13 protein-coding genes are annotated in these 13780 nt (G+C 64.5%); 9 read left to right on the top strand and 4 right to left on the bottom strand.

All coding sequences use genetic code 11. The features are described 5' to 3' along the window. The first annotated feature begins 48 nt into the window (after positions 1–48). Positions 49–840 carry a Bax inhibitor-1/YccA family protein gene (locus tag AB7290_RS02050; protein WP_014490629.1) on the top strand — a complete coding sequence of 264 codons (792 nt, stop codon included), beginning with the start codon at positions 49–51 and terminating at the stop codon, positions 838–840. Positions 841–1164: 324 nt separating this feature from the next. Further along, entirely contained in the window at positions 1165–1692 is a 528-nt protein-coding gene (locus AB7290_RS02045; protein WP_085398658.1) for a GNAT family N-acetyltransferase, read from the top strand. Between the two features lie 148 nt (positions 1693–1840). Here AB7290_RS02045 and AB7290_RS02040 read toward each other — a convergent pair whose 3' ends face one another. The 3 genes from AB7290_RS02040 to acnA form a co-directional block, all read right to left on the bottom strand. Beyond that, positions 1841–2212, bottom strand: coding sequence for a DUF2794 domain-containing protein (locus tag AB7290_RS02040; RefSeq protein ID WP_063980407.1), 372 nt, complete (start codon positions 2210–2212; stop codon positions 1841–1843). A 577-nt stretch (positions 2213–2789) separates the two neighbouring features. Then, positions 2790–3566 (bottom strand): DUF1223 domain-containing protein, encoded by a 777-nt coding sequence (locus tag AB7290_RS02035; RefSeq protein WP_085398665.1) that lies wholly within the window; start codon positions 3564–3566, stop codon positions 2790–2792. Positions 3567–3783: 217 nt separating this feature from the next. Continuing rightward, positions 3784–6504 (bottom strand): aconitate hydratase AcnA, encoded by a 2721-nt coding sequence (acnA, locus tag AB7290_RS02030; RefSeq protein ID WP_085398656.1) that lies wholly within the window; start codon positions 6502–6504, stop codon positions 3784–3786. Between the two features lie 243 nt (positions 6505–6747). Here acnA and ccmA point away from each other — a divergent pair, with 243 nt between their 5' ends. From ccmA to AB7290_RS01995, 7 genes are all read left to right on the top strand, one after another. After that, positions 6748–7350: a heme ABC exporter ATP-binding protein CcmA gene (ccmA, locus tag AB7290_RS02025; RefSeq protein WP_085398664.1), complete on the top strand. Its 603-nt coding sequence runs from the start codon at positions 6748–6750 to the stop codon at positions 7348–7350. A gap of 274 nt (positions 7351–7624) precedes the next feature. Beyond that, positions 7625–8293: a heme exporter protein CcmB gene (gene ccmB, locus AB7290_RS02020; RefSeq protein ID WP_028150494.1), complete on the top strand. Its 669-nt coding sequence runs from the start codon at positions 7625–7627 to the stop codon at positions 8291–8293. A gap of 91 nt (positions 8294–8384) precedes the next feature. Next, entirely contained in the window at positions 8385–9116 is a 732-nt protein-coding gene (locus AB7290_RS02015) for a heme ABC transporter permease (protein WP_028150495.1), read from the top strand. Beyond that, positions 9113–9298, top strand: a complete 186-nt coding sequence (ccmD, locus tag AB7290_RS02010) for a heme exporter protein CcmD (RefSeq protein ID WP_014490637.1) — start codon at positions 9113–9115, stop codon at positions 9296–9298. The genes AB7290_RS02015 and ccmD overlap by 4 nt, the downstream gene beginning before the upstream one ends. A 10-nt stretch (positions 9299–9308) precedes the next feature. Continuing rightward, positions 9309–9893 (top strand): DsbE family thiol:disulfide interchange protein, encoded by a 585-nt coding sequence (locus AB7290_RS02005; protein WP_085398328.1) that lies wholly within the window; start codon positions 9309–9311, stop codon positions 9891–9893. 166 nt (positions 9894–10059) lie between these two features. Continuing rightward, positions 10060–11430, top strand: a complete 1371-nt coding sequence (locus AB7290_RS02000; RefSeq protein WP_144030563.1) for a hypothetical protein — start codon at positions 10060–10062, stop codon at positions 11428–11430. Further along, complete coding sequence (locus AB7290_RS01995; protein ID WP_085398326.1) at positions 11427–13175, top strand: Dyp-type peroxidase; 1749 nt, start codon at positions 11427–11429, stop codon at positions 13173–13175. The genes AB7290_RS02000 and AB7290_RS01995 overlap by 4 nt, the downstream gene beginning before the upstream one ends. Positions 13176–13177: 2 nt before the next feature. Here the strand turns inward: AB7290_RS01995 and AB7290_RS01990 are convergent, their stop codons facing one another. Continuing rightward, positions 13178–13780: a septation protein A gene (locus AB7290_RS01990; protein WP_028158565.1), complete on the bottom strand. Its 603-nt coding sequence runs from the start codon at positions 13778–13780 to the stop codon at positions 13178–13180.

The following is a 13780-nucleotide window of genomic DNA, read 5'->3' as shown; positions in this document are numbered from 1 at the left end:
GCATGGCGACCCTCATGCCGGACCGGGCTAACCAACGGGAATTCGACCATGTCGGACCTAGACCGTAACTACGCTTCTCCTTTCGGCAGGGCCGCCGGGCGTGTTGACGCCGCGACGGTCGATGCCGGCCTGCGCGCCTATATGCTGCGCATCTACAATTACATGAGCATCGGCCTCGCCATCACCGGCCTGGCCGCGCTCGGCGTCTATATGGCCGCCGTGACCGACGTTCCGACCCCGGAAGCCGTCCGCGTCGGCAAGCTGTTCCTGACGCCGTTCGGCTACGCGATGTTCGTCAGCCCCCTGAAGTGGCTGTTCATGCTCGCGCCGCTCGCGATGGTGTTCGTGATCTCGGCGGGCATCAACCGTCTCGCCCCCTCGACCGCGCAGATCCTGTTCTGGGTGTTCGCGGCGCTGATGGGCATCTCGCTGTCCTCGATCTTCCTGGTGTTCACGCACACCTCGATCGTGCGGGTGTTCTTTATCACCGCGGCCACGTTTGGCGCACTGAGCCTCTACGGCTACACCACCAAGCGTGATCTGACCGGAATGGGCTCGTTCCTGTTCATGGGCCTGATCGGCATCATCATCGCGAGCCTGGTCAACCTGTTCCTGGCCAGCACGATGCTGCAGTTCATCGTGTCCGTGGTCGGCGTGCTGGTGTTCGCCGGCCTCACCGCCTGGGACACCCAGCGGCTGAAGAACGACTACATCTACGGCTACGCCTCGGCCGGCGGTGACATCGCAGAGCGTGCGGCCATCACCGGCGCACTGTCGCTGTACCTGAACTTCATCAACCTGTTCACGCTGCTCCTGCAGCTCCTCGGCCAGCGCGACTAAGCGATCGACCGAGCGAGCGGATACGAACCCCGGCCGAGAGGCCGGGGTTTTTGTTTGGGCCGGGATGCGCGACACGCCCGTAGCCCGGATGGAGCGAAGCGCAATCCGGGACAGGCCTATCTGCGGATACGACGGCCCCGGATTTCGCTGCGCTCCATCCGGGCTACGAGCGTCACCTCTCTCCTCGTCCTTGCGAGCGCAGCGAAGCAATCCAGAGCCCCTCCGCGGGCGCATTTCTGGATTGCTTCGCTGCGCTCGCAATGACGGCGGAGAGGCGGCTTCGCCCCCTTCCAGCCGTCCCGGGAAGGCTTTAGTCTTCCTCCCATGTCCGCACCTGAGATCAGGCCCGCCATTGAGGCCGACCTTCCCGCCATCACCGCCATCTACAAGCAGGCCGTCCGCGAGGGCACCGCGACATTCGAGCTGGCGCCGCCGGATCTGGCCGAGATGACGCGCCGCTACCGCGCGCTGATCGACGGTGGCTATCCCTATTTCGTCGCCATCCTCGATCGTAGCGTCGCCGGCTATGCCTATGCCGGCGCCTACCGGCCGCGGCCGGCCTACCGCTTCACGGTCGAGAACTCGATCTATCTCGATCCCGCGTTCCACCGCCGCGGCATCGGCTCGTTGCTGCTGGAGCGGCTGATCGCCGAATGCGAGGCGCGCGGCTTCCGCCAGATGATCGCGGTGATCGGCGATTCCGCCAATGCCGGCTCGATCGGCGTGCACACGCGCGGCGGTTTCAAGATGATCGGCACGCATCCCAATGTTGGCCTGAAATTCGGCCGCTGGCTCGACACGGTGATGATGCAGCGGGATCTGGGCGAGGGCGCGAGTACGGTGCCGAAATAACCTCGGTCTCGTAGGGTGGGCAAAGCGACTTGTCCGCCGTAGCTCGGAGAGCGAAGGCGGAAGCGTGCCCAGCATGCCCGGTGATTGAGGAAAGATGGTGGGCACGGCGCGGTGCGCCTTTGCCCACCCTACGGCACCGTCCGTAAGGCTAAACCACCGCCAATTTTCGATCGATCACCAGCAGCACGCGCTCGAGCTCGTGGCCGCGGCGCAGGATCAGGCCGGTCGCCGAGATCACGCTGTACATGCCCTGCTTGCGCGCCAGCCGCGGGTCCTTCTCGATGCGATAGATCGGCACCTCCGAGGCGCGGCGGAAGACCGAGAACACCGCGCGGTCCTTCAGGAAGTCGATGGCATAGTCGCGCCACTCGCCGTCGGCGACCATGCGGCCGTACAGGTTGAGGATGCGGTTCAGTTCCAGCCGGTTGAATGTCACCCGGTTGGGTTGGGCATTCGCAGCGGTGGGGCGCGCCACGGCGCGCTGCTCGCTCGGATCGGCATCCTCCGGCGTCAGACTCATCGAGCGCCTCCTCATCTCGCGGCATGATCGCATCCGCGAAGGACCGTCCCCGGAACCGCGGATCATGACAATTGCATGATCGCGCCAACTGTTCCCCGCCGCAAGGGGCTCTTCACTCAACTGATTGAATCGGGTGCGAATCGGAGCACACGCAGGAGTGGAATTCTGTCGCGGCAAACCGTCACGGGATCGTTAGAAGGAATCTTGATATCGCCGCTTTTCCGCCAAGCGCCTGCCGCCCTGCATTGCGAAAAGACCTGTGTGCGTTGACCCGGTCCTTTCGGTTCCGGATTCCTCAGCCCCCAGCCCCCCGGGGCCGTCAGGATCGGGTCTGTACGCGCGACAAGGAGGGCCAACGCAAGTTGGTCCTTTTTGGTTTGTGCCGAGATGTTTCCGGCACGACCAACTTCTCTCTGATTAACGCGAAGACAACTCTCACCCCTCATCCTGGGGAGCCGCGAAGCGGTGACTGCATGGTTCTCGCGGCGATGCGTAGCATCGTCCGCCTCGCGCGCGAGGGCGCGCTCCTCACCATGAGGCGTGAGAGCGAGTGCGACGCTAGCGAGAGAAATCGGATCTAGTGCAGCGACGTGTAGGCTGCGCCGAGCATCGCACCCGGCTTCTCACGGCTGCCGTCCTGGACATAGACCACAGCGCCGTCGACGCCGTCGCGCGTGAGATTTTCCAACGGCACCGTCCAGCTTTCCGGACGCCCGTTCCAGTCGCCGACCTTGAGCAGGTTGCGCACGACGTTGTGATAGGTGATCTGCTGCCCGCGGTTTTCGCCACGGCTGATTGCGATCGGCACCGATTTCGTGATCGAGCAGATCCAGACCTCACCGTGCGAGGCCGCCGACTCCTTGCTCGCCGCCACCGAGACGTTGATCTGCTTGCCTGCAAGCGACATCGTCACCGGCACGCTCATTACGCCTGTGCCGTTGTCGGTCTTGCCGATCGCGCTCTCGATGCCGGCGCGATCGCTGCCGATGACATGCGTCGAACCGTTGACCACGACTTGCGGCGTATAGACCTCGCGGTCGCCGCGCATGCGCGAATAGGCGCGCTGCCGCGCCGAGAAGCGCGAATCCGCAAGCGTGTCCTTCCAGCCGAGATAATCCCAATAGTCGATCGGCATGCTCAGCGCGATGATCGACGGGTCGTTGGAGAGATCGCCGATGACCTGGTCGGCGGGCGGGCAGGAGGAGCAGCCCTGCGATGTGAAGAGCTCGACTACGGCGCGAGGATCAGCCTCGGCGGGACGGATGACGGCGACGATGGCGCAGATCCCAAGTGCTCCCGACCAGAGTGCACCGGACCAGCGCGAAACCAGATTAGAAGCCATCATTGCAGTCATGTTGAACGTCACACCTCGCACGCGTGGGGGAAGATCCTATCGCCTGATGGTCACCGTAGTCTTACGGGCATCGTACATTCAACCGTCCGGGGCGAGGTTTTCCGCCGGGCGGAACCATCGGACGCGTGTTCTAACGCACGAAGGCGGCCTTGTGATAGGCCGCCCTCGTTTAACCTTCTACTCACGTCGCGGTGAGCCACCGTTCACAAATTCGCGCTTAGGCCGCGAGCTTGCGCAGCACGTAGTGCAGAATGCCGCCGTTCCGGTAGTAATCGAGCTCGTCCAGCGTATCGATGCGGCAAAGCAGCGAAACCCGCTGCAACGAACCGTCGCCGGAGACGATCTCCGCGGTCAGCTTCTGACGCGGCTTCAGGTCGCCGACCAGGCCGCGCAGCGTGACCTTCTCGTCGCCCTTCAGGCCGAGCGACGACCAGGAGGTGCCCTCTTCGAAGGTCAGCGGCAGCACGCCCATGCCGACCAGGTTGGAGCGGTGGATACGCTCGAAGCTCTGGCAGATCACGGCGCGGACGCCGAGCAGGCGCGTGCCCTTCGCAGCCCAGTCGCGCGAGGAACCGTTGCCGTATTCGGCACCGGCGAACACCACCAGCGGCACCTGCTCCTGCTGGTACTTCATCGCGGCGTCGTAGATCGACATCTGCTCGCCGTCGGGCCAGTGCTTGGTGAGACCGCCTTCCGGGATATTTCCGTCAGCGCCCTTCAGCATGAAGTTCTTGATGCGGATGTTGGCGAAGGTGCCGCGCATCATCACTTCATGGTTGCCGCGACGCGTGCCGTACTGGTTGAAGTCGGCCGGACGCACCTGGTGTTCGCTGAGATATTTGCCGGCGGGCGAGGTGAGCTTGATCGAACCGGCCGGCGAGATGTGGTCGGTGGTGATCTTGTCGCCGAACATGGCGAGGATGCGCGCCTCGATGATGTCGGTGACCGGCTCCGGCTCCTTCTTCATGCCATCGAAATAGGGCGGGTTCTGCACATAGGTCGAGCTCATGTTCCAGCGATAGGTCTCGCTCTCGACCGTCTTGATCTTGCGCCAGTTGGTGTCGCCCTTGAACACGTCGGCATACTTCTTCTTGAAGATCGACGCGGTCACGAACTTCTTCATGAAGGCGTTGATCTCCTTCGTCGTCGGCCAGATGTCCTTGAGGTACACCGGCTTGCCGTCCTTGCCTTCACCGAGCGGCTCGACGGCGAGGTTCTTGGTGACGCTGCCCGCGAGCGCGTGGGCGACGACCAGCGGCGGCGAAGCGAGATAGTTCGCCTGCACGTCCGGCGAGACGCGGCCTTCGAAGTTGCGGTTGCCGGAGAGCACGGCGGCCGCGACGATGCCGTTGTCGTTGATCGACTTCGAGATCTCCTCGGGCAGCGGACCGGAATTGCCGATGCAGGTGGTGCAGCCGAAGCCGACCAGGTTGAAGCCGACCTTGTCGAGATCGGCCTGCAGACCTGAATCGGCGAGATAGGCCGCGACCACCTGGCTGCCCGGGGCGAGCGACGTCTTCACCCACGGTTTTGCCTTGAGGCCCTTCGCGGCAGCGTTGCGCGCAAGCAGGCCGGCACCGATCAAGACGCTTGGATTCGAGGTGTTGGTGCAGGAGGTGATCGCAGCGATCACGACGTCGCCATGACCGATCTCGTAGTTCTTGCCGTCGACGGCAAAGCGCTTCCCGGGCTCTTCGGTCTTCTTGTACTCGGTTCCGAGCGCGAGCGAAAAGCCTTCGGCGACCGACGGCAGCGCGATGCGGCCTTCGGGACGCTTCGGACCGGCCATCGAGGGCACGACGTCGCCGAGGTCGAGGGTCAGCGTTTCCGTGAACACCGGATCGGCCGACTTGGCGGTGCGGAACAGGCCCTGCGCCTTGGCATAGGCCTGCACCAGCGCGACGCGCGCCGGAGCGCGGCCGGAGGTCTTGAGGTAATCGAGCGCAGCAGCGTCGACCGGGAAGAAGCCGCAGGTCGCGCCATATTCCGGCGCCATGTTGGCGATGGTCGCCTTGTCGGCGACGGACAGGTGATCAAGGCCGGGGCCGAAGAACTCGACGAACTTGCCGACCACGCCGAGCTTGCGCAGCATCTGCGTCACGGTCAGCACGAGGTCGGTCGCGGTGACGCCTTCCTTCATCGCACCCTTCAGCTTGAAGCCGACGACGGTGGGCAGCAGCATCGACAGCGGCTGGCCGAGCATGCAGGCTTCCGCCTCGATGCCGCCGACGCCCCAGCCGAGCACGGCGAGACCGTTGACCATGGTGGTGTGGGAGTCGGTGCCGACCAGCGAGTCGGGATAGGCGACCTCGAAGGTGCCGGTCTTCTTGCCGACCGTCATCTTCTCCTTCTTGGTCCAGACCGTCTGGGAGAGATATTCGAGATTGACCTGATGGCAGATGCCGGTGCCGGGCGGCACGACCGAGAAGTTCGAGAACGCCTTCTGGCCCCACTTCAGGAACTCGTAGCGCTCCTGGTTCTGCTTGTATTCCTCGGTGACGTTCTTGCCGAAGGCCTTGTTGTCGCCGAAGAAATTCACGATCACGGAGTGGTCGATGACGAGGTCGACCGGCACCAGCGGATTGATCTTCTCGGCATCGCCGCCGAGCTTCTGCATCGCGTTGCGCATCGCGGCGAGGTCGACGACGGCCGGCACGCCGGTGAAATCCTGCATCAGCACGCGGGCCGGGCGGAATGCGATCTCATGCTCCAGCGACTTCTTGCGCAGCCACTTCGACACCGCCACGATGTCTTCCTTCTTGACCGTGCGGCCGTCCTCGTTGCGCAGGAGGTTCTCGAGCAGAACCTTCATCGAATAGGGGAGTTTCGAAATTCCCTTCAGACCATTCTTCTCGGCCGTGGGCAGGCTGTAATAGACATAGGTCTTGGCGCCGACCTTGAGGGTCTTTTTGCATTTGAAGCTGTCGAGCGAGGTCATGTAGGAAATCCCAATTGTTAGTTATACCCGGCAAGGGGTATTTTAACACCGTCAGCGAGTCCGGCTGGGTCGCTTGCAGGGGCAGGTTGAGTTGCTGCATCAAGTAGTTCCGGGCTTATAGAAGCTTTCTAACCGCGCCGCCACAGCCACAAACGTGCCGCAGCAATCCGCGAGCCAAAAATTCCCATGCGCTACCCCAAGATTTCCTGAGGCCAGGCTTTGAGCGGATTGAACCAAGGCAAGATGCAGCTGTCCGGACGCAGGGTCATCTGCGTGCGCGGCGGCCGCGAGGTGTTTTCCGGGCTCGATTTCGAGGCGGTCTCGGGCGAGGCCGTGGCGGTCGTGGGCCGCAACGGCTCGGGCAAGACCTCGCTGCTGCGGCTGATCGCGGGCCTGCTGATTCCGGCCGGCGGGACAATCGCGCTCGCCGGCGGCGATGCCGAGCTGACGCTGCCGGAGCAGTGCCACTATCTCGGCCATCGCGACGCCCTGAAACCGGCGCTGAGCGTGGCGGAAAACCTGTCATTCTGGGCTGATTTTCTGGGCGGCGAGCGCAGTGATGCCGCCAAGAGCCTCGCCATCGTCGGGCTCGATCACGCCACCCATTTGCCGGCCGCCTTCCTGTCCGCCGGCCAGCGCCGCCGCCTGTCGCTGGCCCGGCTGCTGACGGTGCGCCGCCCGGTCTGGCTGCTGGACGAGCCGACCACGGCGCTGGACGTGGCCGGCCAGGGCATGTTCGAGGGCCTGATGCGGGAGCATCTGGCCCGGGGCGGCCTGATCATCGCGGCGACCCATGCGCCGCTGGGCATCGATTCGCGGGAGCTGAGAATTGGGGAAATGACATGATTCCGACGGACCCTCAGCTTTCTAAGCGGCTGGGCTCCGCCCTCTCCGTTCCCTCCCCCCTCTTGTCCGCCGAAGCCTTGGCGAAGGCGGATGCGGGGGAGGGTCAGGGAGAGGGGTGCGGCACGGCGCGCTCTATGGGCTCAAGCAGTTGGGAAGCGGCTGCTCTGTTGCGGACAATCTGCCCGAAACAGACATCTCTCCCGGGGCTACCCCCCTCCCCGACCCTCCCCCGCAAGGGGGGAGGGAGTGCAGCCGTGCCCATCGGATACACCCCATGACCGCCCTGTCCGCCCTCATCCGCCGGGACATCCGGATCGCGCTCCGCGTCGGCGGTGGGGCATTGATCGGCGTGCTGTTCTTCCTGACCGTGGTGGTGCTGATGCCGTTCGCGGTAGGGCCGGATCTGGCGCTGCTGTCGCGGCTGGGGCCGGCGATCCTGTGGCTCGGCGCGCTGCTGGCGAGCCTGCTCACCCTGGACCGGCTGTTCATGGCCGACCACGAGGACGGCTCGCTCGACCTGATCACGATGAGCCGGACGCCGCTGGAACTCGCCTGCGCCGCCAAGGCCCTGGCGCATTGGCTGGCCGCGGGCCTGCCACTGATTGTCGCAACCCCGGTGCTCGGCCTGCTGCTCAACCTCGACATGGTCGCGACCGGGGCGGTGGCGCTGACGCTCCTGGCCGGTACGCCGGCGCTGACCTTCACCGGCATGATCGGCGCGGCGCTGGCGGTGACGCTGCACCGGGGCGGACTGTTGATGGCCGTGCTGGTGCTGCCGCTGTCGATCCCGGTGCTGATTTTCGGCGTCGCGGCCTCGCAGGCCGTGATCGTCGGTCCGATGACGTTCGGCGCGCCGTTCTCGATCCTGTGCGCGCTGTCGCTGGTCAGCCTCGTCATCGGCCCTTTCGCGGCGGCGGCGAGCCTGCGCCATGGTCTCGATTGAAATGGGCCGGATTACCCTTGACCCCGATCAACTTTCGCTGCGCGCTTTTATGCTGATTGCGTGAGTGCTGACCTGTGATTATCAGAATACCATGACGCTGATCGATCTCGCCAATCCGACACGGTTCCTCGCGCTGACGGCGCGGCTGCTGCCGTGGCTTGTGGCCGCGACCGTCATCCTGCTCACCATCGGCCTCTACCAGTCCGCTCTCGCGCCCGACGACTACCAGCAGGGCGCGACGGTGAAGATCATGTTCATCCACGTGCCCAACGCCTGGCTGTCGATGTTCGTCTGGGGCGTGATGAGCATCGCCTCATTGGGCACGCTGGTGTGGCGGCATCCGCTCGCCGACGTCGCCGCCAAAGCCGCCGCGCCGATCGGCGCCGCCTTCACCTTCCTCGCGCTGCTCACGGGATCGCTGTGGGGCCGGCCGATGTGGGGCACCTATTGGGAATGGGACGCGCGGCTGACCTCGGTGCTGATCCTCTTCCTGATGTATCTCGGCCTGATGGCGCTGTGGCGCGCGGTCGAGGATCCCTCGCGCGCGGCGCGCGCGGCCGCGGTGCTGACGCTGGTCGGCGCGATCAACCTGCCGATCATCAAGTTTTCGGTCGATTGGTGGAACACGCTGCACCAGCCGGCGTCGGTGATGCGCATGGGCGGCTCGACGCTCGACAAATCGTTCCTGATTCCGCTGCTGCTGATGGCCATCGCGTTCACGCTGCTGTTCGTCACGTTGCACCTGGCGGCGATGCGCAACGAGATCTTGCGCCGCCGCGTCCGCTCCTTGCAGATGATGCAGGCGAGCCAGAAGGCCGCATGACGATGTCGCTTGGTCCCTACGCGTCCTTCATCGTGACGTCCTATGCCGCGGCGGCGCTCGTGGTCGTGATCCTGATCGGCTGGATCGTGCTCGACTATCGCAGCCAGACCGAGCGCCTGCGCGAGCTCGACCGCAGCGGCGTCACGCGCCGCTCCGGACGAAGCGCAACGGACACGCCGTGAGCGATCAATCATGAGCGATCAACCGACGTCCGCTCCGCCGCAGCGCCGCACCTTCCTGATGGTGCTGCCGCTGATCGCCTTCATCGCCCTGGCGCTGCTGTTCTGGTTCCGGCTCGGCAGCGGCGATCCCTCGCGGATTCCGTCCGCGCTGATCGGCCGGCCGGCGCCGCAGACCGCGCTGCCGGCGCTCGAGGGATTGCAGGCCGACAATTCGCAGGTGCCGGGCCTCGATCCCGCCGCGTTCAAGGGCAAGGTCAGCCTCGTCAATGTCTGGGCGTCCTGGTGCGTGCCCTGCCATGACGAGGCGCCGCTCCTGACCGAGCTCGCCAAGGACAAACGCTTCCAGCTCGTCGGCATCAACTACAAGGACGCGGCCGACAATGCGCGCCGTTTCCTCGGCCGCTACGGCAACCCGTTCGGCCGCGTCGGCGTGGATGCCAACGGCCGCGCCTCGATCGAATGGGGCGTCTATGGCGTGCCGGAGACGTTCGTGGTCGGGCGCGAAGGCACCATCGTCTACAAGCTGGTCGGACCGATCACGCCGGACAATCTGCGCACGGTGTTGTTGCCGCAGATGGAGAAGGCGTTGAAGTAGAGACGTGGAGGCCTGCCGGCATCCCTCATTGCTTCGCGAAATTCTCACCAACCCTGCTTGACAACCAAAGGGTGAGAGCTAGGCTCGCCACCAGTGACCGGCCATTCCAGTCACCGATTTCATTTTTGAATTTTTATGACGATTGCTTGTGAGCGAGGAATTGCGCATGGCGCTGCTCGAAGCCTACGACCCTCCCGCGCGGATGACGGATTTCGACCTCATCGAGGGACAGCGCGAGGCCTGGCACAAGTTTGTTCTCGAGGCCTTTGATTCCTCGATCGGCGTAGAAGAAGCTGCCTTGCAGAAAGTTGCAAAGGGTGCGACGGCGCGCTCCGCTTTCTTCTCCGCCGTACGGTTCGACCCCGGCCCGACGATCGAGCAGGCGGTTCTCTGGAATGCGTTTCCCAAGGAGTTGCTGCGTCGTTTCGGCCGGAGGCGCGCGCTGATCGAGGCCGACCAGCTGTGGCCGATGTCGGCATACCGATATGATTGGCGCTACAACCCGGACGTACCGGCGCGTACCGGCGCCGGCGCGCCGGGCGTCGACTTTCCCGACGACATCTTCTACCGGCCTTTGGTCGAATATTGTGAATGGCACGTCGACCGCGATCCGGATTCGGGCCGTATCCGCCGCGTATGCTTCACGTCCGAGCCACCGGAATATTGGTTCGCGATGTATGGTGGCACGGTGCCTGGATCGAGTGTCCCGTTCCCGGGGTCCAAGGATCTGGTGCTGGAGCTCTATCGCAAGCTCGTCAGCCCCAAGGTCGAGATGAAGGACCTCCAGGCGCAGACGCCGATCAATTCGCCCTTCGGCAATTTGAATCCCGGCGACTACAACCCCCACAACAAGTGGAATACGACGCACGGCATCGTGCACCTGACCGCACCGCCCAACGCGCTGACCGCCGAGATCCAGCTCGGCGCCGACGCCACCCAGCTCTATCATAATGCGCATGGCAATCCGGTGGTCGATCCCGACGCATTCATCGCGGGCACGGGCATGGGCGGGCCGAACCGCAACAGCGATCCGACGATAGCCGCTACCGTGAACGCGCTCGCCAGAGCGGGGGCCATGATCACGCTGGCAAACCCCGTCGGGCTCTACATGGATCACATCGACCTCGCAGGCTGGGAGTTTCCCGGCGGCATGAGCAGGAACGATTGCGTCCATGTCGTGCGCGGGCAGCCTCATCTCATCGAGCGCTTGGTCGTGGAAGTGCCCGGCGGCGAGTTCACGGTGTCCGACATCACGATCGGCGGCGTTCCCATCGCGTTCGGCGGGCACATCGCCGAATGCATCACGGTCAAGCTCGTCGGCGCGGCGGGGGCGCTTGGCTCGACGAACAATCCGTCGCTGCCGATGCCGACCGTCGGAAATGTCGATCCCGTCGGCGCCCGCGAAGTTTTCGTACGCTCGCGAATGGGGGTGCCCAACGGGACCATCCCGGCCTTCGTCCATGAAAGCGGAGAACTGGAGCAGCGGGTGACCCGCGCAGCACTTGCAAGCGCGCGGCCCGTCAGGGGGGTCCGATGAGCAGCGCCGGTAACATGCCTTGGCCGCTCGAGCCTGTCCTCGACATGGACGACATCCAGGGGATCGCGGTGCCCGGCTTCCTGAAGCCGCATCAAATTCTGCTGGGCATTCGCTATCAGCGCAAAGAGGCCGACATGGCGAGCCTCAGAACGCTTCTGGCGAAGCTGACGCCCGATATCTCGACCGCGGCCGACACCTTGCGCGATCGCCGCGAACACCGGCAGTTGGCCAAATCGCCCAGCTCCAAGTCCTCCGACCAGAAGCAGAAGACGGTGTTCCCGCCCCTGGTGGCGATCGGCTTCGGCTACCAGGGACTGTTCGATCTCGCGGTCGGCGCCGCGCTGATCCCGAGCGTAGCGTACAAGAACGGGATGGTCGCGCGCTCCGCCTTGCTGGGTGACTCGACGACGCCGGGCACGCCTGGCAATCCGACGACATGGAGCGTCGGCAAGCCCAGTGAGGAACTCGACATTCTCGTGGTCGTCGCCGGCGACGACCGGAAATCTGTCCGGCTGCGGGCGGACGAGATCGTGAAGGCCTTCGTGGCCACCGGCGCCAAGATCAACGAGCAGGTCGGCAATGTCCGGGACGACGTCGAGGGCCAGGTCGGTCACGAGCACTTCGGCTTCGACGATGGTGTGTCGCAACCTGGCGTCCGCGGACGGGCATCCGGCGCAGATGACGACTTCATCACCGACAGATATGTGGACCGCTCACAATTTCCGGCGGCCGCGCTCTATGGCTATCCGGGACAGGATCTGGTTTGGCCGGGTGAATTCGTCATCGGTTATCCGCAAACAGGCCCGGACCCGCTGATACCGGGCCCTGTCCTCGAACCATCACCGTGGTGGATGCGAAACGGGTCATATCTGGTCTATCGCCGCCTGCTGCAGGATGTCGGCCTGTTCTGGCGAACGATGCGCGATGAAGCGGAGCGTCTCTCCACCCTTCCCGGCTTCGACAAGATGGACGAGAAAACGCTTGCGTCCCGGCTGGTCGGACGTTGGCCGAGCGGAGCGCCCGTCAACCGGGTGCCCGAGGGCGACGACGAGGACCTGGGTGAGAACTCGTTCGCCAACAATCACTTCCGCTTTGATTCCAACACGCATGCCTTGAAGCTCATCGGCGGCAAGGACCCGTTTCCGCAGGCAGAGGCGGATCCGGTCGGACTGACGTGCCCGCTTGCCGCACACATCCGCAAGGTGAACACGCGAGATGCGCCCTCGGATATGGGCGGGCGCAGCTCCACCTTTGAGCGGAGACTCCTGCGCGTCGGCGTCCCCTTCGGCCCGTCACTCAAAAATCGCTACGCCAGGAAGGTGGAGGGCGAACCGGAGCGCGGATTGTTGTTCCTGAGCATTCAAAGCTCGATCGAGGAGCAATTCGAATTCCTCCAGGCGCGCTGGATCAACGACGAATCGCGACCCAAGGCACCGAGCGGCCACGACATGATCGTCGGGCAGAACGCGGCGGCGGCGGACGGCGTGCGCAGGTGCGGCATTTTCGGCAAGGGATTGCAGCAGGCGCGGGTCGAGGCCGACGGAGAATTCGTGACGGCGTCCGGCGGAGGCTACTTCTTCGTCCCTTCGATCACGGCGCTCGGAACCGTCATTGCCGGCACGCAACCGGAGCTGTCCGTTCAACTCTCTGCCGATCACCGGCTGGAAGGTGTGGGCCCGGACAAGGATCTTCCGAAGGTGGCGCGCAAGACGTCTTCGGGACGAAAGGCGCGCGGCAAGCGCTGACGCTACCCCTTCCTTACATCCCCCGCCTCGGCCTCGCTCGCCTCCAGCGACGCCGGCTCGATCCCGTAGCGCTTGGTCAGCGGCATCTGGGCGATGGCGAAGATCATCGTGATCGGCGTGACGCCGAACACCTTGAAGTTCACCCAGAAGTCCGTGCTCTGGGTGCGCCAGACGATCTCGTTCAGGATGGCCATGCCGGCGAAGAACAGCGCCCAGCGCAGCGTGAGGATGCGCCAGCCCTGCGGGGTCAGGTTGAACATCTGGTCGAACATCACGGCGATGAAGGAGCGGCCGAACAACAGGCCGCCGCCGAGGATCGCCGCGAACAGGCCGTAGATGATGGTCGGCTTGACCTTGATGAAGGTCTCGTCGTGCAGCACCAGCGTCAGCGTGCCGAACACCAGCACGATCACGCCTGTCACGATCGCCATGATCGGGATATGGCGCGTCACCACATAGGACGCGATCATCGCCGCGACGATCGCAACCATGAAGGCGCCGGTCGCGGCGAACAGATTGAACTTCGCATTCACGAAGAAGAACACGAGCAGCGGACCGAGCTCGGTCGCGAGCTTGAACAGCGGATGCGGCTGGGTCTTGTCCAT

This window comes from Bradyrhizobium sp. 613_E4_N2_2, assembly GCF_052075995.1.
GTDB lineage: Bacteria > Pseudomonadota > Alphaproteobacteria > Rhizobiales > Xanthobacteraceae > Bradyrhizobium > Bradyrhizobium barranii.
The sequence above is the reverse complement of the archived record's forward strand: the minus strand, read 5'-3'. Positions and strand labels throughout refer to the sequence as shown.

Coding starts and splice junctions, on each gene's coding strand:
- AB7290_RS02050 (WP_014490629.1), top strand. CDS start 49: ATGTCGGACCTAGACCGTAACTACGCTTCTCCTTTCGGCAGGGCCGCC.
- AB7290_RS02045 (WP_085398658.1), top strand. CDS start 1,165: ATGTCCGCACCTGAGATCAGGCCCGCCATTGAGGCCGACCTTCCCGCC.
- AB7290_RS02040 (WP_063980407.1), bottom strand. CDS start 2,212: ATGAGTCTGACGCCGGAGGATGCCGATCCGAGCGAGCAGCGCGCCGTG.
- AB7290_RS02035 (WP_085398665.1), bottom strand. CDS start 3,566: ATGACTGCAATGATGGCTTCTAATCTGGTTTCGCGCTGGTCCGGTGCA.
- acnA (WP_085398656.1), bottom strand. CDS start 6,504: ATGACCTCGCTCGACAGCTTCAAATGCAAAAAGACCCTCAAGGTCGGC.
- ccmA (WP_085398664.1), top strand. CDS start 6,748: ATGCAGCTGTCCGGACGCAGGGTCATCTGCGTGCGCGGCGGCCGCGAG.
- ccmB (WP_028150494.1), top strand. CDS start 7,625: ATGACCGCCCTGTCCGCCCTCATCCGCCGGGACATCCGGATCGCGCTC.
- AB7290_RS02015 (WP_028150495.1), top strand. CDS start 8,385: ATGACGCTGATCGATCTCGCCAATCCGACACGGTTCCTCGCGCTGACG.
- ccmD (WP_014490637.1), top strand. CDS start 9,113: ATGACGATGTCGCTTGGTCCCTACGCGTCCTTCATCGTGACGTCCTAT.
- AB7290_RS02005 (WP_085398328.1), top strand. CDS start 9,309: ATGAGCGATCAACCGACGTCCGCTCCGCCGCAGCGCCGCACCTTCCTG.
- AB7290_RS02000 (WP_144030563.1), top strand. CDS start 10,060: ATGGCGCTGCTCGAAGCCTACGACCCTCCCGCGCGGATGACGGATTTC.
- AB7290_RS01995 (WP_085398326.1), top strand. CDS start 11,427: ATGAGCAGCGCCGGTAACATGCCTTGGCCGCTCGAGCCTGTCCTCGAC.
- AB7290_RS01990 (WP_028158565.1), bottom strand. CDS start 13,780: ATGGACAAGACCCAGCCGCATCCGCTGTTCAAGCTCGCGACCGAGCTC.